The organism is Rhodococcus oxybenzonivorans (assembly GCF_003130705.1).
Taxonomy (GTDB): Bacteria; Actinomycetota; Actinomycetes; order Mycobacteriales; family Mycobacteriaceae; genus Rhodococcus_F; species Rhodococcus_F oxybenzonivorans.
Genome location: NZ_CP021354.1, coordinates 6370614 through 6388334 on the forward strand (window position 1 = coordinate 6370614; position 17721 = coordinate 6388334).

Consider the following 17721-nt stretch of genomic DNA (forward strand, 5'->3'; position numbering starts at 1 on the left):
TTGCCACACCTTGTCTCTCCGGGATCGGCTTGCGGTCTAGTCTTTCGACCGCGCACAGGGCGGCGGCTCTGAAATAAGCGCCATAATGTCCGCGTTCGCGGGGTCGCCGAAGGGGTCGGACTGGATCCAGCGAACGCTGCCGCGAGAGCGGTTATCGAGTTCGACGACCCGGCGGGTGCCGTCCGGTGAGTGTGCGGTGAGCCCGACGTCGGCGACCCATTCCGTGCCATCGGCAGCGGACGATTTGTCCGCCCGACGCGCGGCGGCCCTCACCCGGGCAGAGGTGGCCGGATCGTCGACCGGGATCAGCCGCCCCTCGTCATCGAGCATTCGAACAGGATGGGGGTCCGGATCGTCGCGCACCACACCATGCCGGCGATCACTGCGCAACATCGGATACAACGACCCGAGTATGAACAGCCGCTCTGCGTCGACGACGCCCCGGCCGCCATCGGTACATACGCGTTCGACGGTCAACGCCCCGTCACCGGCCCGATCGCAGCGGAACACATCGTATGGGGACGTGATCCAACACCCGCCTCCGTGGGCGTGGACAGCGCGAGTCCAACGGTCCTCCGGCGGCTCGATCGTCAACGGTAATAGATATTCGACGATGCGCGGCGGTGCCGACGCTGTATCGACATGCAGCAAAACAGGATTCGATCGATCCATGACCCACACGTCAGGCCCGTCAACGGATACCGCACCCGCGACAAACTCCGACCCGGTCGTGGGCACGTCGTCGAGGTCCAGGTCGACCAGTACTCCGGATTCAATAAATTGTTCATCGTCCGACGGCATGTCCCAGTTTGTCCACAGGCGGTGCGGGGTGGCCTCGACCTCGGTCAGTCGCTCGGTACCGTCAACGATGCGTACACCACCGGTCCCGGTGCGTTCGAGTCGCTGCTCGACCACCCGCACCCGGCGAACCCTTCCCCGAACGGGGGCGGGATCATCGGACCCGCCCGAATCGAGCCCGACGACGAATCTCCCGGTGAGCTCGACGCGTCCCCTCACCGGGCGGTCCGACCACCACGCGGCTACCCAACCGTCACCGGCTACCTCCAGGAGCCACCGCGGACCACCCTCCGGGTCGCCGAGAGGAGTGTGCCCGAACGCCGGGCGTGCAGTCGCCCGCACGGTGTCGCTACAGGGGGAGGGCGTGCTGCCGGTGGTGGAAAACGTCAGTATTTCTTCGACAAGATCGCCCACGGCAGGTGCGAGTGAGCGATCATCGAGAACCCATCCTGGAAAGAACACAGCGAGCGTGCGATCAGCCGTTTCGGCGGTCATCGTCACACCCCACGCACTCGACGAACCGATGGACGACGCCATCGGGCGCGGGGCTACCTTGCGCTGACATTACCGCGGCAGTCGGAACCCGCGATACCCGTTCGTCACGGATCGGGTGACCGGTCACCGATCCGCATACGGAACAGGTGACCGTTGGTCATGGTGGCGTCTGCCACGATGACCAGATATACGAGGGCCCGGCACTGGACACTTGCCTGCGGGTTCCTATCCTGCTGTGTCCCAGAAGACCCGGGGATTGCCGTCGGCATCCGTGCCTACGAGGTTGGCGGGGTGGATCCCGCCGGACGTGATGAATTCGGTCAGCAGATGCTCCATCCCGGGTGGAGCGTTGACCTCACCATGTGAGTACAGCGCGATCACAATGCCAGCCTTCGAGGCGGGCACGTGCTCGATGCCGTAGACGGCATTAGGCGCGAACTCGATGTGGATCTCCAGAGAGTTCTCGTCGAGCCGACCGATCCCGGTGACCCTGAAGCGATAGAGCTCTGGTTTGCTCGCTGCCTCGTTTTCAGAGACACCAAACGCAGTCCACAATCTGTTTTTCCACAGCATGAAGAGCCGATCGAGCTCGGTACAATCGGGAACACTCATCGTCGTGACTCTCCCGGTAGTGACGTCGTCGGGCAAGAGAAAGAGGATCTTTTGCCCGAACCTGCTTCGGGACGAAGTGGCGTCTCCGCGCGTGCCGGCGGCAGTCGACCGTCGTTCGCAAGCGGATCGATGACCGGTCACCGGCAGGCGTGCACGTAGCGTCTGATGCCTATCTCGATGTCAGAGGGCGGTTAGTCCGTCGCCTGTTGGGGGTCTCTCGGCATCCGACGCGCCATGCCTTTCCAGCGCCCTTCCTGGATCTTCGGTCCAGCCAAGCGTGTGCGCATGATCGAGAATCGTGCGCTCGATGCGCGGTCGTTCGGTTCGCGACGTTCTCCACGTCTGGCTGAGCGCTTCGATGGTGTCCAGGATCGTGACGTCGCGGCCGCTGTCGGGTAGGTGGGGCGGACCTGCTGGAACATCGTGCCAAAGGTGTCCGCCGAGGGCGGGGTGGACGAAGCCGTCGCTGATGCGCGCCGACATCATCTTGCTGTAGACGCGCAATCCAGCGGCCCACAGGCCGTCTCCGAGATCACCACCGAGACCGTAGAAGAGCTGCTCTGCGAGCTGGTACTGGTGCTCGGTGATACGACCCAGACCTTCAACGAACTTGTCTCCCGGCTGCGTCCGCCGGAACTGAGAAAGAACCTCTGCAACAGTGGCGGCTACCTCGGGCGGAATCAGCGGTGGTGGGCGCTGCAGGTCGCCACCGACTGCCGACAAGTACATCGTGCAGGCGGTCGGAAACCTGGCCCAAGTCCCCTCGCCGACAGCGGGTGTGGTCGCGATGAACAGAAAATTATCGAAAAGGTCCCGGTGCACTGGCGCGAACCGCCGCCAACCATCCGCTTCCGCAAACGTCAATCCCTCGTTGAGGAACTGCTCGAGCACCCGACCTTCCACGTCCAAGAGCAACACATGCATACTCGCGCACTAGGGAGACCGACGGGCGAAGCCGTCGGGCGCGAGGTCACCGACACAAAGTAAACAGCCTCGCTTCTACGTCCACAACTATCAGCCCAAAGGTGACCGGTCATCGATCGCCTTGACGAACTGTTCGCGTTTGGCGTCAGATCGGCGCGGACGTCTCCTATGCCTAAGCGCACGTCCGTCGGCGAGCGAAGCGGCGCCGGATGTGCCAGCCGCGGTTCATCGGGTGGATTGGCTTCCCGAATGGCAGCGATGACCCGACAAGAATGGGGTGTCTCGGAGAAAGCTTGAGAGCCACTAGTCCGATCGGTTTCCGGCTTTACTCGTTGTCTTGGATCGAGACGTTTTCTCGTTCACCCCGTATCGCTGAACCGCCGATGTTCTGGAGTGGGGCGTTCGGGTCTTGGCCAGCTTGTGAATCCCTGGCCATGTCTTCGATCGTTTTGGGGGCATCCCCCTCGATGATCGGCTCTTCCGGATCGACGTCATCCCATTCATCGTCCGGACCAGCTACGTCGGTCATGGAAGTGCTGTCCTTTCCAGGAGCAGGGGTCGGGTCTGCAGAAGCTGAATGACTTATCGTAATGGCACAGACCACGACCCCGCCGGCGAGCAAGACCGCACACACTGTGACCAACCGTCGGCGTCCCAGTTCAGTCCGCGGCATATGCGTGGCCCGGGCATAAGAGATCCGGGCCCATTCCGCTGCCGTGAGCCATCGTCGAACAGGCTCGGCGTTTACCGTCTCGGCCGCTTGTTCCGACACCTCGCGGTCTCTCTGCGGTTGCCCGCTGGCGGATCCATCAATGGGACGGATCGCCTTGTCGAGGGACACTCGTCTGCCGTGTTTCACGGCGGTAATGGCATCGATGAGGCTAACGTCCTGACCATGCCTATCCGGGTCGGTGTCGCGTCCCTGAGCTGGTTTTCGGGTATGTACCGCCGTCGAGCTACGTCCACATCGGGAGAGCCATGTCGTGGCACATAGGCATGCTTCCACCGGAAACATCCGACCTCGGCGCCATCGCGCACGGGCCTGCCATTCTGGCGCGCAGCCAAGGCCTGCAGGTCGGACTACGCACGATCATCGCCTACAAGGGTGGGCTGGACATCGCCGTGGTGGTCATCGCCACGGGCGCGCATGCCGACGTCGCCGAACGCCAGTACAGGGCGCCGGCCGAGATCGACCCGGTCACCGGCCGCCCGAACCCCCAACCAGTCTTCGGGGTGGCCTTCCGGTTCAGTGCCGCCGACGACTCGACCGAGCAACCCTTTCCCCGCCACAGCACCGCCGCCAGGTCGACACCCGGCGTGTTCCGGCGCGAATTCTTGTACACCACGAGTGAGCTTCCGCGCTCCACCCTTCTGCGATATCTCGTCGCCTGGCCACAGGTCGGGCTTTCCGCCACCACAGTCGAACTCACACTCCCTGACCCGGATGATCTGCGTCGCCACATCATCCCCATGCCGAACTAAGCGGTTCCTCAGGGGATGTCGGGTTCCGTCAGGACGAGCGTGCCCGGAGGTGACTGCAACTGAAGGTCGAGCAGTTCGGCTACGACCCGGTAGCGTCCAGCGGCAAAATTCTCGATGTCCGATGCGAAATTTACCGGCAGGGACATGCGACCGACCGGCGCGAGGTCGGGCAGCGGAGGTGCGTGGGTGAAGAACAGCACGCCGGTTCCCAGCCGTTCGCCGTCCGGTCCGAGCACCCACCCGTGGACAGTCATGTGATCGCCGACGTCGTTCATCCAAAGGTGGTCGGCGGTATTGAGCAGATCGATCGACAATTCCGGCTGTGTGCCAACCGTGGCGGTCTGCTCGGCTGGCCACCGCAGTTCCAGCCCCGCCCGCCGGGCTGCGCAGGGCCGCCGCACCGGGACCGGGCCGGGATCGGTGCTGACGGTCCAGGCTTCTCCGATCCAGTGCAGGAACACCAGTACCCACGCATTTCGCCGATGGGGGTGTGGCGCGGCGAAGACGTCTCGTGGGTTGTCGATGAACTCCCAGCTGGGGAAGATCGGTCGCCATCCCTGACGGGGGAGATCGAGCAGGTCGTCGGGAGAGCGCAGGGTGAGCTTGCGGCCACTGATCAGGTCCCACAGCGACGAACCGGGCCCTTCGAGCGTCGCCGGATCGACTTCGAGGGAGCCGAGCTGAACCCGACCTGGGTCTGACCGGTTCTCTTCGGAATCCGACCTCGTCATCATCGAATTCTCGCGCACTGACGAACCACTTGTTCACAAGATGCCCACCGACGAAAGAACGTCACCGATCAGCGATCTCCAAAGGGACAATAGCCCGATGTGCGATCGTCTCCCGCTAGCCGAAGCCGACCTTCGTAAGGGGCAAACGGTGATCTACACCGGTCCCGACAATGCACGGGAAATCTACGAGGAACACACCAGGCCCCGGAAATTGTGCAGCGGGCATCCTGGGAGGATTGCCGATCCCACACGTCAGCACATTCGAGTGGACTGGGTAGGTCTTGAACATGAGCCGATCAGCTATGCGGCTGGCTTCTGCCTAGAGCGCGAGGGATTTGTGCCGGGACTATCTGCCATCACGGAGTCCGAGTACGAGAGTCTCGCAGAACAAGTGCGGTCCACGTCCGATCGCAAACCTCAACTATGACCGATTGAATCTCCTCGGCGTTCTCTCAGCGATCCCTCCGCGGTTCAGTCGGAGTCGCCGAATCGGACCCAGGTCACGCCGTCGACCAGGGTGGCAGTGGCAGAGGGGAACTGCGGTTGGTCGAACAGTATGTAGGCGACCGCATATGCCGCCATACGTGCTCGAGGGTCGTCGAACTCTCGCAGGCGACTTGCGCGGAGACCGTCGAGGTCGATGTCGAACGCGATCTTCTTGTCTCCGTCGACCAGATGCCAGGTGTAGCGGACGACGACCCGGTCCCGGCCGTGCAGGCTCACCTCCTCGAAGGTGAACCCTCGGTGAGCTCCCATTCGGCCGAGCCGGTCAGCGAAGGTGGCGGCGAGCTGGGAAACGAACTCGAATGCCCACACCTCAGGGGCGGGCGCTTGCGGGTGGGGTACCAGGTCGGCGTTGATCATGTCGCCGTGCCGGCGGAGGTAGGTGTGCAGCTCCCGATTCTCGGGGACGAGTTTCTCCGGGTAGGCGCGGCGACCTCCACAGACGAGGAGCCACTTGAAGTCGCTGGGCGCGAGCCGGGGAGTGGGGGGATCGACGAACACGACGAAGAAGGCGGGACGGACCCGCAGCTGCGCCATGTCGTTGAGGATTCGATACGCGTAGTCCGCCAGGTCACCCAGCACCACCCGCACCCAGGCGATCTGCTCTCTGACCGGCAGATCCACCGCCCGAGAGTTGATGTCGGGTTCCTCCGTGCTGCCGCCGGTGGAACGTGCGCTGATCGCCACCTGGATCATGCGGGTGCCGGCGGTTCTGTCGAACGTGCCCAGGAACTGGGGATCCTGCCATCCCAGGGACACCGTGACGCGCACGTCGGCCATCTCGACACTCGGCGCGGTGATCTCCGCATGCACCGGTGTGCGGTCGGGATCGGTCACGGCGGACAGGTAGTTACGCACCGGCCCGAGGTCGACGTCACGTCGGGCGTGTATCACCGCAGCCAGCTGAGCGGGTGTTCGGTCCACGCCCTCACGCATGGTCCCTGCTCTCGAGTTCCGCGGTGCGGCTCTTCAGCCACGCGATCGTTTGCATTTCCTTGTGCTCGGGCATCGCGTATCGCTCCCAAAGACTCCATCCGGAGACGAAGAGAGCGAGTTTACACCCGAACCTCGATGGAACCCCTGCTCGGACGGAGACTGCCGCCGCCCGTGCGCGAAAGCTTCAGCCAGACTGGATTCCGCCGCTTGCGGCAATGACTCCGCCCCAGCCCAGTTCCAAGAGCGAGCCGCGACCGGACGGATAGCGCCGGGGCGCAAGGCGACGGCAGTCGGTGCTTGTTCCGGAAGCGGATGGCCAATTGGGGCACCGCTCGAGACACGCCGCCACCCGCCACAGTCCATAACGTTGCACGTTAATAACGCAGTTCGTTATACTCGTGGAGTGATCGAATCGTTCGCCGACAAAGAGACCGAGCGGGTCTTTCGCCGGCAGTTCTCGAAGAAGCTCCCGCAGGGCATTCAGCGGATCGCGCGCCGGCGCCTCCTGTTAATCGAGGCGGCCACCGATGTCAACGACCTGCGGGTGCCCCCAGGCAACCGCCTGGAGAAGCTATCCGGGGACCGGATGGGCCAGTACAGCGTTCGGATCAACGATCAGTACCGTATCTGTTTCACCTGGCGCGCCACCGCCGCATACGACGTGGAGATCACCGACTATCACTAACAATCCGACAGGAGCCGACGCTCCAACATCCGACATAAGAACCCGACCAAGGAACCCAACAATGACTACAGACCTGAGCCCCATTCACCCCGGTGAGATCCTCCGTGAGGACTTCCTCGAGCCGTTCGGCATCACGCAGAACCGCTTAGCCACGATCATCGGTGTTCCGCCCCGACGGATCAACGAGATCGTGCTCGGAAAGCGGTCGATCACCGCAGACACCGCGTTGCGGCTGGCCAAGGCGTTCGGCAATAGTGCGCAGTTCTGGCTCAATATCCAGAACCGCTACGAGCTCGACCGTGCGGCCGACAAGCTAGGCGACACCCTCGCCAAGATCACGCGTCTCTCGGCATAGATAGGCAGAAGAGCGCTCACACGACGAACCCCGTCACCGATCCGCTTGCGCGAAGCGTCGTCCGCTAGCGCACAGTCGCGGTGGAGCTCCGTTCCCGCTGGTTCCGCGTACGGAAGGCCCGTGAACCTGATCATCCGCCGTTCGCCGTACCGAAGTCTTCGGTCTGATGTTGACCGGGAATTTGCCTCACACCTGGCGGTGACTGACGTCCGAGTCGCCATCCGAACGCGCCCATGCCGATGAGGAACGGGGCTGTCTCAGAGGTCTCCATGGTGCCGACCGTGCCCTCGCCTAGAGGGGTATAGCCAGCGGTGTACAACGTCACGGGAAGCGAGAGCCACCACAGGAACAATCCAGCGGCCAGGAGCCCGCAGAGGAGGCCGACCCGCACTGACCGTGATTATTCGGCGCATGTCTGGATTCTCTCACTGGGAGTGCCCAATTCCTCGGTTGTCGGCGATCGATGACCGCCAAGGAGCGGGGTCCGGTCACCGATCCCCTATCGCACAGCACCCACTGCGGCCTCTACACCGGAATGCCGAACTCGGTTCGAATCGAATTCAGACGACCGCTGGAATCCGCCTCGGGTGCCTGCGCCCTGCTAGCTCTGCCGCAGGTATGTAACGCATCGGTGTCGGATTCCGACGTGCCTGGTAACGCATTGTCATTGGTCGGGGCCGGACCGAATGAGGTTGACCATGAAACATGGCGTAACGACACGTGCGGCACACCGACGCCGGATGGCGTCGGGGCTTCTGGCGCCCGGCGTGCTGGGACTTGCCGCGCTGCTTGCCGCCCCCTGGTCGAACCCCGGGGCGCCTACGACGACGGCCACGGCCCTGACTGCTGCAGCCTCGACCGCGTGTTACGACATGGTGAGCATCGCAGTTGCCGGGCGCAACGACGCGCCGCACGCGGGCACGCACCAGATGCTGGTGGCGCCCGACGGCACGCCGCTCCCGGCGGCTCTGTCCAGCGAGTACAGCAGCGACTGGGTGGATCCGGTGGTCAACGCACCCGGTCAGGCCGTCGGCGAGGGTTCCTACGCCGCCGTCTACATCGACTATCCGGCGAATATGTCGTCGTACGAGGACGCGGTGAATGTCGGTGTCGACAACACCGAAACCGTGATGCGTACGATCGCCGCCTCCTGCCCGGACACGAAGTTCGCCATCGTCGGCTATAGCGAGGGCGCCGATGTGGCGCGCCGGGTCGCGATGGAAGTCGGTAACCAGGAAGTCGGCGAGGGCGGCTACGACATCGTCGACCCGGCATCCGTGGTCGGTGTGGTGATCCTGGCGGATGCCGGACGTGAAGTCGGCGGGGGCCCCTTCCCCGGCGCCGAGAACGAATTCCGCAATCCCGACGGATTCGATCTCGCCTACCAGTCCGGCGGCAACAGCGCTCCGGGGCGGGGCGCCCTACCGGGCACATCCGGCGGATTCGGCGCGCTGGACGGCAAAGTGGCGTCCTTCTGTTCGGAAGGAGACCTGACCTGCTCCGCGCCGGACAACATCGCCCTGCTGCAGCTCGCCGTCAACCTGGGCAGACAACTGAACGTCGATGCGCTCGAACGCGAAGGCCTGACCATCGCGACAGCACAGGACATGGCGACGGTTCTCGGACAGATCGCCCTCGCCGCGTTTGCCGACATCCAGTCGCAGGAGAACTGGATGCAGTCGGACGAGACGTTCCTCGACGTTCTCATCAAGGTGTCGGACCCCGCCTACAAGCCCGGTACCCCAGTGGCACAGTCGAATACACCCGCCGGACCGCTCTCGCCGAACCAGGCAATCGACCTGGTCTACCTGCCTGCCAAGGTTCGCAACGAGATCATCGGATTCATCGCGGACAACGAGAATACCGTCGCCGTAGTGATGAGCGATCCCTATCAGCAGACCCTCGGTCCGGGAACAGGTCATCACTTCGACTATTGGCGCGACGCCGACCCCGCGGGCGGAAAGCCGTTGACCTCTTCGCAATACGCCGCCGCCTGGCTGACTCATCTGGCCCGGGAAGCAGAGAAGGGACAGCCGGCGGCCCGCGCCGCCGACGCGTCCGCTACCGCTCTCGTCGCGTCGTCCGCCTCGACAGCGGACCCGAGCGACACCGCGTTGACTACCTCGACGACGTCCACCGCGACGAAAGAGCTTCTGTCTTCGACTGATTCGTCCACCGTGCCGACGACGACATCATCGGCCGTCCCCACCGCCGCTCCCCTGGCACCCACGGCGGCCGTGGTCACGCCCGACACGTCGGCCGCGTTCTCGGAGGAGCCGTCACCGTCCGCGGCGGCGGCAGCCACCGACACCCCGCCCACACAGCAAGAGGTCCCGACGACGGTAGAGGTGACCGAACCGGAAACGACGACGATCCCGACCACCACGACCGCTCCACCGTCGCCGGTGCAGTAGAGAAGTTACCGCTCAGCGCCGGGCGAGAGCGCGGTCGGCGAGTGCACCGACGACGGGAGCGAGGTTCTGGGCGTGCCCGAGCGTCAGATGGTTGTCGTCGCGGTACACCAGGTCGTTGCCGACGATCACCGGACAGCGGTCGGGGGTGCAGAAGAGTGAGGTGAGGTCGGCGTACTGACCCCCGCCGGCCGCGGTCGCCGCCGCCTCGGCCGCGATACCGGCGGAGTTCACCGCGGCACCGTGCGGCGGCGAGCAGGCCGTGGCGTCGTCGAGGTGACCGGACAGACAGGTCGGCACGGTGGAGCGCGGATCGGGGATGGGGCCGAGAACGAGAACGGCCGCGCCGGTGGACCGCAATTGCGCCACCATGCGGGTCACGCCGTCGATCCAGGCCTGGTCGTAGGTGGTAAATCCGAAGTCGCCGCCGTACCGCCGGGACATGCTCACCACAATCAGTTGTGGACGCTCGGCCTGTAGCCGGGCGGTCACCTCGCCGCGCCACTGCTCGCACTCGGAGTACGCCCGGCCGAGATAAGGACTGGTGATGGGCAGCTCCATCAAGGGACAGGTGACCTTGCCCATCGTCGTGAGCCGCCAGTGTCGCTGCTCGGCGACCGGCTCGAACGCCGGGTGCCACATCGCGGCATGTGAGTCGCCGACGAGGGCCACCGTGGTGGCCGAAGCAGGATCACCCGACACGCAGTCCTCCAGCCCGACCTCGAGCCAGGAGCGCACGCAGCCGTTGTTGAAAACCGCCGGCTTGTCGGCCGGGGCGTCGGCGAGTGGCGGGGTCAGATTGGACGGGACGGCGCGCAGCTCGGCCGAATGCGCGACCGCGGCCGCCACCTGTGCGGTCACTTGCTGCACCGCCGCGTCGTGCGGGTCGACGGTGGGGACCGCCGTGACCTCCGGCGCGGTGACCGTGAGCGCCTCGGCCGCTGCACCCTGGCCCACCGGCATAGGTCGCAATACCAGCAGTACGAGCGCCGCGCAGACGGCGAGCACGGTGACGGCGCCGCCGAGAGCCAGGCTGCGCGTGTCCGACCGACGCAGTGGAGCAGCGAACCGCGCGGGGTTCTCGATGAATCGCAGCGTGAGGACGGCGAGGCCGCCCGACAGCGCGACCGCCGCGAGCCGGTCGAAGAGGCTCAGGGAATGGCCGAGCAGCGGCGGCAAGAGCAGCAGCACGGGCCAGTGCCAGAGGTACCAGGAGTACGACACCCGACCTATCGCCCGCATCGGGGCAAGCGAGAGTCCACGGGCGGCGCCCAGTCGGGGTTCGGCGCAGCCGGCGCCGATCACCAGCACCGTGCCGAGCACGGGCAGCAGGGCGGCGGTCCCGGGGTAGGGCGTCGTCTCGTCCAGCGCGAAACAGCCCAGAAGAATCAGGACCAGTCCCGCCCATCCGGCGACGGCAGCGGGAAGCGCCGGCAACCGGCGCCACAACGGGACGGACAACGCGACCAGCCCGCCGGCGGCCAGTTCCCACGCTCGCGAGGGCAGGGAGAAGTACGCCCACGGCGGCAGCGTGCTCGTCCAGGCCATCGAAATCGCGAACGACACGGCCGTCACGAGTGCGAGACCGAACAGAAACGGCCACACGGAGGGTGAGGCCTCGCCGTCGGCGCGCCTTCGAGCGCGCCGGACCAGCCAGACCGTGCCGATGATCAGCGCAGGCCACAGCAGGTAGAACTGTTCTTCCACGCCGAGTGACCAATAATGCTGAAACGGCGACGGAGGTGTATCGGCGGACAGGTAGTCGGTGCCCTGCAGGGCGAGCCGGTAGTTGCCGACGTAGAGCGCGCTGGCTATCCCGTCGCCCAGAACGGCCCGGGCTTGAAGCGGCGGCAGGAGCATGGCCGCACCGACCGCGGTGACCACCAGCACGGTGACACCGGCGGGCAGCAGCCGCCTGGCCCGCGCCGCGTAGAACCGGGCGAGCCGCACATTCCCGGTGGCGGTCACGTCCCGCCACAGCAGCCCGGTGATGAGGAAGCCGGACACGACGAAGAACACGTCGACGCCCACGAATCCGCCGTCGAGGCCGGGAACGCCCGCGTGGAACAACACGACTGCCAGCACTGCGACGGCCCGCAAGCCTTCGATGTCGGTGCGGAACCCGGTGCCGGGTGCTCGCCGATTGTCTGGACGCTCCGTCGCTCCACGATCGGGGCGATGACGACCGGCTCCGCGCCGCCGTTCCGGAGTCTCGACGATATTCACTCGACCATCGGTCCTCTCCCGAAGCCAGCCCCGGATTCCTGTGGCACCCGTCATATTGCCAACGATGCGGCAGGGTACCCGACAGCCACGCCGCGTCAGCCTGCAGCATGTCCGCGCTCGACGTCACCGAGTGGGCGATCTTCCCGATCGTGATCCAGGTCATTGTGATCTTGGACCTGCTCGAGTAACCCTGTGCCCTTCGATATCGACTGCGAAAACGAAGGTGATCCGATGAGCGGCCATTCCGAACTGTCATTCGCGCTCGATCTCACGCTCGACGAGGCACGACGGCGTACCGCGGTGCTCGAGGCCATCGGGGACGACTGGGACCCTGTCGCCGTCCTCGCGGAAGAAGAGCGCGCCTACGACCTGCTGTATTCGGGTCTCGACGCCGAGCAGCAGCGCATCTACGACGAACTCGTGGCGGCGGGTGTGCTCCCGGATCGGACGGTAGGCCGCGTCACCGATTGATCCGTTATATTCCTCCGCCGCAGCAGTAGGTCGCGACTACTGCGCGCGGCCGTCGTACCTCTCACGAGCCGTGGTCACGTCGTCCATGTTGTGTTCCGCCCACTGTTTGACCGCTCTGAGGATCGGCAGTAGCGACCTACCGAGTTCGGTGAGCTCGTAGTCGACGCGGACGGGCACCGCCGCAGTCACTTCGCGTGCGACGAGGCCGTCCCGTTCGAGCGCTCGAAGAGTCTGGGTCAGCATCTTCTGACTGACCCCGGCGAGTTCGCGCGCCAGTTCGGAGTACCTTCGCGAACCCTGACCCAGCGCGACGAGAATGAGCGACACCCACTTGTCGCTGATCCGGTCGAGGAGCTGACGACTCGGGCAGTTCGCCAGATACACGTCATACTCTCGCTTTGCCGCATGTCGCGCTTGTCCTGCGGTTGTCGTCGCCATCGGGCGCCCCTTTTGCTTCGTTACGCACTTTCAGGTGCCTACTTCCCAACGGAGAGTAGTCAGGCGATTCTGAACCGGCAACAGCGACTACCGAAGGGGTGCACCATGCGAGCAATAGTGACAACCGGGGCCGAGGACGTGAAGATCATCGAGGTGGCAGTGCCGGACGTAGGACCCGGGGAAGTCCGAATCGAACTCCGCGCGGCGGCAGTCAATCCAGTGGACTTCCAGACCAGGCAAGGCATCTATCACCGGCTCGGATGGATAGATCAGCCCGACGGCGCGGGCCTGGGCTGGGATGCGGCCGGGATCGTGGACGCGCTGGGTGATGGTGTGGTGGGACCCGCCGTCGGCACGAGGGTCGTCGCCCTGCACGACCGGCTGGATGCACCGCTCCGCGCCTTCGCGGACTATGTCGTCGTTCCGGCCACTGCGGTGGCCCGCATTCCGGACGGCCTGAATTTCGCCGGAGCGGCAACGCTGCCCCTCAACCTGTCGACCGCAGATCAGGCACTCGATCTCCTCGGTGATCCCGCGGGCAGAACGCTGCTGGTGACCGGCGCGGCCGGTGGAGTGGGCGGGTTCGCCGTCCCGCTCGCGGTCGAGAGGGGATGGACGGTCAGCGCACTCGGCCGCCCCACCGACACCGATTTTCTGCGGTCCGCGGGTGCGGTACAGGTTCTCGGCGAAATCCCGCCGACCCGGTTCGACGCCGTGTTCGATACCGCGGCACTCGGAGACGCGGCGGTTTCCGCGGTGGTCGACGGCGGAACCTATGTGGGCGTCGTGCCGCCGGCAAAGCCCGGGGCCGTGCGCGGCGTCGACGTTCAGGCCGTGATGGTCCACCACGACGGAGCCAGGCTCGAGAAACTGCTCAGCTCTGTCGCACGCACGGGAAGCGAGAACGCCCCGCTCGCGGTACGGATCGCCGGAACTTATCCGCTCGAGAAGGCGAATGAGGCGTTGGCCGCCCTCGATGCGGGCGGCTCGCGTGGACGCTGGGTGCTCACCTTCGAACGCTGATTCCCGAACACCCTCCACATCGCCGATGATGGACTGCGACATCTCGTCGAGAGGAGGCAATCATGACCGTTTCGATGCAGTCGTTCCTCGACGAGCTCGCCGACATCGTCGGTGCGTCCCACGTGCTCACCGATCCCGGCGTGGTTGCCGGCTATGTCACCGACTGGACCGGGCACTGGCAGGGGCACACCACCGCCGTGGTCCGGCCCGCCGACACCGGGCAGGTTTCGGCGGTTCTCGCCCTCTGCTCCCGCGCCGGCGTCGCCGTGGTTCCGCAGGGCGGCAACACCGGTCTGGTCGGTGGGTCGATCCCGATGGACGGGGAGGTGGTGCTCAGTACCACCCGGCTTTCCGTCATCGAACACGTCGACCCGATCGGCCGCACCATTGCCGCGGGAGCGGGTGTGACCATTGCCCGCGCCCGCGACGCGGCCCGCGAACACGGAGTGGAGTTCGGTGTGGACCTTGCCTCCCGCGAATCGGCAACCCTCGGCGGGATCGTCGCCACCAACGCCGGGGGCATCCGGGTAATCAAGAACGGCGACACCAGGTCTCAGCTGCTCGGCATCGAGGCGGTGCTGTCCGACGGGCGCGTTCTGACCCGATGGAAAGAGTTGACGAAAGACAACGTGGGGTACGGCCTGCCCGGCCTTCTCGCGGGCTCCGAGGGCACACTCGCCGTGATCACTCGCGTCCTGATGCGACTCGTACTACCCCCGAGCGCAACTCGGGTCGCTTTCGTCGCAGTCGGTTCGGTGGGTGACGCACTGATGGTGGTGGATCGCCTCGAGCGCGCCGGGCTGACGCTCGACGCCGCGGAGCTGATGACGAGGTCGGGTATCGACCTGGTCTGCCAACATCAGCAACTCCGGCGGCCACTTTCGGCCGACGCACCGTTCTGTGTCCTGGTGGAGGTGTCCGGTCGCGAGGACGCCGAGACCACGCTCCTCGAGGTTCTGGACGACAGCCATGAATTCGTGCTCGACGCCGTCGTGGAGGAAGGACCGGCGCACAGGCTGTGGCAATACAGGGAGAGCCACACCGAGTCGGTGGGCGCCGCTTCGTCCACGCCACCCGTGAAGTTGGACATTTCGACGCCGCTGCGCGACATCGAGGCCTTCCTGAACGAGCTGACCACTGGCCTCGATCGACGCTTCCCCGGAGTGCGGGCGATCTGTTTCGGGCACGTGGCCGACGGCAACATTCACGTCAATCTTCTCGACGCCGCGCCGGATCAGCGGGACACTCTGTCCGACTTCGTTTTTCATCTCGTCACCGACCACAACGGGAGCATCAGCGCCGAACACGGTGTCGGGCGGGCCAAGGCCCCCTGGATGACACTCGGACGAAGTGCGGTCGACCTCGACGTCATGCGGTCGATACGAGCAGCGCTGGACCCCGCCGGGATCCTGAACCCCCACATCCTTCCCGCACGCAGGCCGTGAGATCGAACAACTACGGACCTTCCTGGCCGTCGGCGAGATCGTCGAGGACGGCCGAAAGCCGGCGCATCGCTGCGAGCGCGTCACGTAATTTGTCGGGTCCCATGGCCTCGGCCAGGCGAGCGGCGAAGGCAGCATGCGCGGGGTCGATGCCGGTCACCGCTGCGCGCCCCGCCGGCGTGGGGGTGATGAGCTTGGCTCGTCGATGAGCGGGATTCGGCTGATACTCGGCGAGTCCACGCTCGACGAGCAGGTCGGCGATCCTCTGCACGCTCTGGCGCGTGATGCCCATTTCCCGTGCGACGCCGGCAACCGTCAGCGGCTGATTCAGTACGGCGCCGAGAACCTGCCACCACGCGGCCGTGAGCCCCGCCGGACGTGCCAAGTCCTCGGCCACAGCGAGAAACTGACCGTTGAGTCGGAACGTTGTGAGGGCTGCCCCGCTGAGCAGTTCCTGTTCGGGCCGCTCACTCATACGGCCATGAGTTCATAGAATCCGGCCGGATCGCGGTGGCCGTAGAGCTTGAACCAGGACGCGAGAACGCTGGGCTCGAATACATCCAGCCGAGCGAGGATTTCACGTGCAAACTCTACCGGTGCAGTGGCACTAGCGGTGATGAGATCGCGATCCGTGACGGCCGGCTCATCACGGTAGAGGCTTCCACCGGCGTATCCGACTCCCTCGAGGAATTCGGCAGCGTTGCTGGTGTGGTCGCGATCGTCGAGCAACCCGGCGAGCGCGAGGCCCCCTGTTGCCCCGCAGATCGCCGCCACCGGAACCCCGGCGGCGAGGAATTCGCGAGCTTTCTCGGCGAAGGGTGTGAACTGCTCGGTGGGCCAGATGTCGTTGCCCGCCAGAATCAGCATTGCACTGTCCTGCGGCCGAATCTTGTCCAACGTGGTGTCCGGGACCACGCGCATGCCGCCCATCGTGGTGATCGGATCCAGGGTGGACCCGACCGTACTGACGGCGTAGCGACCAGGCTGCTTGTGCCAGGTGGGCTTGTTGATGTGGGCGATCGCGTGGCCTACCTCCCAGTCGGCGAAGGTGTCGTATACGGCGACGTGCACTGTTTCAGTCATGACAGAATGCTGTCATGATGGCAGCATTCTGTCAATGGTGAGCGATCGACTACGGCTCCGCGGGCCGATAATCACTGGCTTCGGTTTCAGCGGACGTGATGTAGTGCGGTCATGCCAACCTCCATTCGCCGGATGACGACGACGGACCTCGACCGCGCCGCGACCGTCCTCGGTGACGCCTTCGCCGACTACCCATGGACCAACTGGTGCGTCGCCGCGGACTCACACCAGCAGCGTGTGACCGAACTTCAGCGCCTGTATCTCGAGCACCTGGCGCTGCCACACGGTCTCGCGTACATCGACGAAGAACACAACGGTGTCGTAGCTTTCATCCCGCCGGACCTGCCCGAGCCGGAAGAATCGCTTGTAGCGAAGATCGTCGAACTCCATGGGGATCGTTTCGAGCACGCCGCCGAAGCGGAACAACGTTTGTCCGCGATGGACGTTCCGGACGACGCCTGGTGCTTGGCGACCGCCGGAGTATCCCGCGCAGCGCGAGGCCGAGGACTGGGCGGTGACCTTCTGAAAGTCGGACTGGCCGAACTCGACCGACGCAACGCGGCATGTTGGCTCGATACCTCGACACACCGGAACCTGCCACTGTACGAACGTCACAACTTCGCGGTCGCCGACCACGTCGTCCTCGACGACGCACTCGAGGTGTGGAGAATGCACCGGCCCGCGATCTGAGGAAGATCAGTCCCAGTTCGGTGCCAACGGGTCTGTGTTCCGCGTGCGATAGAAGACCATGGACAGAGCAATGACCGCTTCGAGGGCTGCGGTGAGAAGAGCTGCTGCCATGGGCAGGGACAGTGCATGCCCGACCGCCGTCGGGTTCGCGGCACGGGTCATGTGGCCGTGGTGGCCGCTCACGGACGGACCGAAGTCCACTGTATGCAGCGCGATCATGCCGACGCTCATGATCGCGACCCATCCCCAGTCGCGGGAGTTATCTCTCATCCACAAGTGTCGGGCGCAGTGGAGGCATCCGAGGAGCATGCCAACCGTAAGCACCACCATAAGTGGTGACGCCCGATGGTCGCCGAGTGAAGCGATATGCAGCCCTGAAGAAAACAGCGCAAGCACCACGGCCGCCCGCCGCCAC

The 17721-nt window shown here is 65.2% G+C and carries 19 protein-coding genes; 8 read left to right on the forward strand and 11 right to left on the reverse strand.

What is annotated here, in order from left to right; all coding sequences use genetic code 11:
• Nucleotides 1-36 precede the first annotated feature (36 nt).
• From CBI38_RS29560 to CBI38_RS29575, 4 genes are all read right to left on the reverse strand, one after another.
• On the reverse strand, nt 37-1335 hold the full coding sequence (locus tag CBI38_RS29560; RefSeq protein WP_109334550.1) for a hypothetical protein: 1299 nt from the start codon (nt 1333-1335) through the stop codon (nt 37-39).
• 183 nt (nt 1336-1518) lie between these two features.
• The gene (locus CBI38_RS29565; protein ID WP_162603303.1) at nt 1519-1905 is read right to left on the reverse strand and encodes a hypothetical protein; all 387 of its coding nucleotides are present in this window, start codon (nt 1903-1905) and stop codon (nt 1519-1521) included.
• A gap of 180 nt (nt 1906-2085) precedes the next feature.
• On the reverse strand, nt 2086-2829 hold the full coding sequence (locus CBI38_RS29570; protein WP_109334554.1) for a hypothetical protein: 744 nt from the start codon (nt 2827-2829) through the stop codon (nt 2086-2088).
• Nucleotides 2830-3154: 325 nt separating this feature from the next.
• A complete protein-coding gene (locus tag CBI38_RS29575; protein ID WP_109334556.1) occupies nt 3155-3358 on the reverse strand; it encodes a hypothetical protein in 204 nt (67 codons plus the stop codon).
• A 449-nt stretch (nt 3359-3807) separates the two neighbouring features.
• On the opposite strand from CBI38_RS29575, the gene CBI38_RS29580 reads away from it, so the two are divergent.
• Entirely contained in the window at nt 3808-4311 is a 504-nt protein-coding gene (locus CBI38_RS29580; protein ID WP_109334558.1) for a hypothetical protein, read from the forward strand.
• Between the two features lie 8 nt (nt 4312-4319).
• On the opposite strand, the gene CBI38_RS29585 is transcribed toward CBI38_RS29580, so the two are convergent.
• On the reverse strand, nt 4320-5060 hold the full coding sequence (locus CBI38_RS29585) for a hypothetical protein (RefSeq protein ID WP_230990010.1): 741 nt from the start codon (nt 5058-5060) through the stop codon (nt 4320-4322).
• A gap of 453 nt (nt 5061-5513) precedes the next feature.
• The gene (locus CBI38_RS29595; RefSeq protein ID WP_109334560.1) at nt 5514-6482 is read right to left on the reverse strand and encodes a hypothetical protein; all 969 of its coding nucleotides are present in this window, start codon (nt 6480-6482) and stop codon (nt 5514-5516) included.
• 403 nt (nt 6483-6885) lie between these two features.
• Between CBI38_RS29595 and CBI38_RS29600 the strand changes: the two genes are divergently transcribed.
• From CBI38_RS29600 to CBI38_RS29615, 3 genes are all read left to right on the forward strand, one after another.
• Complete coding sequence (locus CBI38_RS29600) at nt 6886-7167, forward strand: type II toxin-antitoxin system RelE/ParE family toxin (RefSeq protein ID WP_109334562.1); 282 nt, start codon at nt 6886-6888, stop codon at nt 7165-7167.
• Nucleotides 7168-7228: 61 nt separating this feature from the next.
• Nucleotides 7229-7522 (forward strand): HigA family addiction module antitoxin, encoded by a 294-nt coding sequence (locus CBI38_RS29605; protein WP_109334564.1) that lies wholly within the window; start codon nt 7229-7231, stop codon nt 7520-7522.
• Nucleotides 7523-8220: 698 nt separating this feature from the next.
• On the forward strand, nt 8221-9936 hold the full coding sequence (locus tag CBI38_RS29615; RefSeq protein ID WP_109334568.1) for a cutinase family protein: 1716 nt from the start codon (nt 8221-8223) through the stop codon (nt 9934-9936).
• A gap of 12 nt (nt 9937-9948) precedes the next feature.
• Here CBI38_RS29615 and CBI38_RS29620 read toward each other — a convergent pair whose 3' ends face one another.
• Entirely contained in the window at nt 9949-12159 is a 2211-nt protein-coding gene (locus CBI38_RS29620; RefSeq protein ID WP_109334570.1) for an acyltransferase family protein, read from the reverse strand.
• A 231-nt stretch (nt 12160-12390) separates the two neighbouring features.
• Here CBI38_RS29620 and CBI38_RS29625 point away from each other — a divergent pair, with 231 nt between their 5' ends.
• Nucleotides 12391-12630 (forward strand): DUF6400 family protein, encoded by a 240-nt coding sequence (locus tag CBI38_RS29625; protein WP_109335466.1) that lies wholly within the window; start codon nt 12391-12393, stop codon nt 12628-12630.
• A 36-nt stretch (nt 12631-12666) separates the two neighbouring features.
• On the opposite strand, the gene CBI38_RS29630 is transcribed toward CBI38_RS29625, so the two are convergent.
• Nucleotides 12667-13068: a winged helix-turn-helix transcriptional regulator gene (locus tag CBI38_RS29630; protein WP_109334572.1), complete on the reverse strand. Its 402-nt coding sequence runs from the start codon at nt 13066-13068 to the stop codon at nt 12667-12669.
• Between the two features lie 105 nt (nt 13069-13173).
• On the opposite strand from CBI38_RS29630, the gene CBI38_RS29635 reads away from it, so the two are divergent.
• Both CBI38_RS29635 and CBI38_RS29640 read left to right on the forward strand, forming a co-directional pair.
• Nucleotides 13174-14091: an NADP-dependent oxidoreductase gene (locus tag CBI38_RS29635; RefSeq protein WP_109334574.1), complete on the forward strand. Its 918-nt coding sequence runs from the start codon at nt 13174-13176 to the stop codon at nt 14089-14091.
• A 62-nt stretch (nt 14092-14153) separates the two neighbouring features.
• Nucleotides 14154-15536: an FAD-binding oxidoreductase gene (locus tag CBI38_RS29640; protein ID WP_418328298.1), complete on the forward strand. Its 1383-nt coding sequence runs from the start codon at nt 14154-14156 to the stop codon at nt 15534-15536.
• Between the two features lie 10 nt (nt 15537-15546).
• Here CBI38_RS29640 and CBI38_RS29645 read toward each other — a convergent pair whose 3' ends face one another.
• A complete protein-coding gene (locus CBI38_RS29645; protein WP_109334576.1) occupies nt 15547-16008 on the reverse strand; it encodes a MarR family winged helix-turn-helix transcriptional regulator in 462 nt (153 codons plus the stop codon).
• A complete protein-coding gene (locus tag CBI38_RS29650; RefSeq protein ID WP_109334578.1) occupies nt 16005-16616 on the reverse strand; it encodes a type 1 glutamine amidotransferase family protein in 612 nt (203 codons plus the stop codon). The genes CBI38_RS29645 and CBI38_RS29650 overlap by 4 nt, the downstream gene beginning before the upstream one ends.
• Before the next feature lie 111 nt (nt 16617-16727).
• On the opposite strand from CBI38_RS29650, the gene CBI38_RS29655 reads away from it, so the two are divergent.
• Nucleotides 16728-17306: a GNAT family N-acetyltransferase gene (locus CBI38_RS29655; protein WP_109334580.1), complete on the forward strand. Its 579-nt coding sequence runs from the start codon at nt 16728-16730 to the stop codon at nt 17304-17306.
• 6 nt (nt 17307-17312) lie between these two features.
• Here the strand turns inward: CBI38_RS29655 and CBI38_RS40360 are convergent, their stop codons facing one another.
• Nucleotides 17313-17576 carry a hypothetical protein gene (locus CBI38_RS40360; RefSeq protein WP_208959985.1) on the reverse strand — a complete coding sequence of 88 codons (264 nt, stop codon included), beginning with the start codon at nt 17574-17576 and terminating at the stop codon, nt 17313-17315.
• Between the last annotated feature and the right edge of the window lie 145 nt (nt 17577-17721).

Coding starts and splice junctions, on each gene's coding strand:
- CBI38_RS29560 (WP_109334550.1), bottom strand. CDS start 1,335: ATGGCGTCGTCCATCGGTTCGTCGAGTGCGTGGGGTGTGACGATGACC.
- CBI38_RS29565 (WP_162603303.1), bottom strand. CDS start 1,905: ATGAGTGTTCCCGATTGTACCGAGCTCGATCGGCTCTTCATGCTGTGG.
- CBI38_RS29570 (WP_109334554.1), bottom strand. CDS start 2,829: ATGCATGTGTTGCTCTTGGACGTGGAAGGTCGGGTGCTCGAGCAGTTC.
- CBI38_RS29575 (WP_109334556.1), bottom strand. CDS start 3,358: ATGACCGACGTAGCTGGTCCGGACGATGAATGGGATGACGTCGATCCG.
- CBI38_RS29580 (WP_109334558.1), top strand. CDS start 3,808: ATGTCGTGGCACATAGGCATGCTTCCACCGGAAACATCCGACCTCGGC.
- CBI38_RS29595 (WP_109334560.1), bottom strand. CDS start 6,482: ATGCGTGAGGGCGTGGACCGAACACCCGCTCAGCTGGCTGCGGTGATA.
- CBI38_RS29605 (WP_109334564.1), top strand. CDS start 7,229: ATGACTACAGACCTGAGCCCCATTCACCCCGGTGAGATCCTCCGTGAG.
- CBI38_RS29615 (WP_109334568.1), top strand. CDS start 8,221: ATGAAACATGGCGTAACGACACGTGCGGCACACCGACGCCGGATGGCG.
- CBI38_RS29625 (WP_109335466.1), top strand. CDS start 12,391: ATGAGCGGCCATTCCGAACTGTCATTCGCGCTCGATCTCACGCTCGAC.
- CBI38_RS29630 (WP_109334572.1), bottom strand. CDS start 13,068: ATGGCGACGACAACCGCAGGACAAGCGCGACATGCGGCAAAGCGAGAG.
- CBI38_RS29635 (WP_109334574.1), top strand. CDS start 13,174: ATGCGAGCAATAGTGACAACCGGGGCCGAGGACGTGAAGATCATCGAG.
- CBI38_RS29640 (WP_418328298.1), top strand. CDS start 14,154: ATGACCGTTTCGATGCAGTCGTTCCTCGACGAGCTCGCCGACATCGTC.
- CBI38_RS29645 (WP_109334576.1), bottom strand. CDS start 16,008: ATGAGTGAGCGGCCCGAACAGGAACTGCTCAGCGGGGCAGCCCTCACA.
- CBI38_RS29650 (WP_109334578.1), bottom strand. CDS start 16,616: ATGACTGAAACAGTGCACGTCGCCGTATACGACACCTTCGCCGACTGG.
- CBI38_RS29655 (WP_109334580.1), top strand. CDS start 16,728: ATGCCAACCTCCATTCGCCGGATGACGACGACGGACCTCGACCGCGCC.
- CBI38_RS40360 (WP_208959985.1), bottom strand. CDS start 17,576: ATGAGAGATAACTCCCGCGACTGGGGATGGGTCGCGATCATGAGCGTC.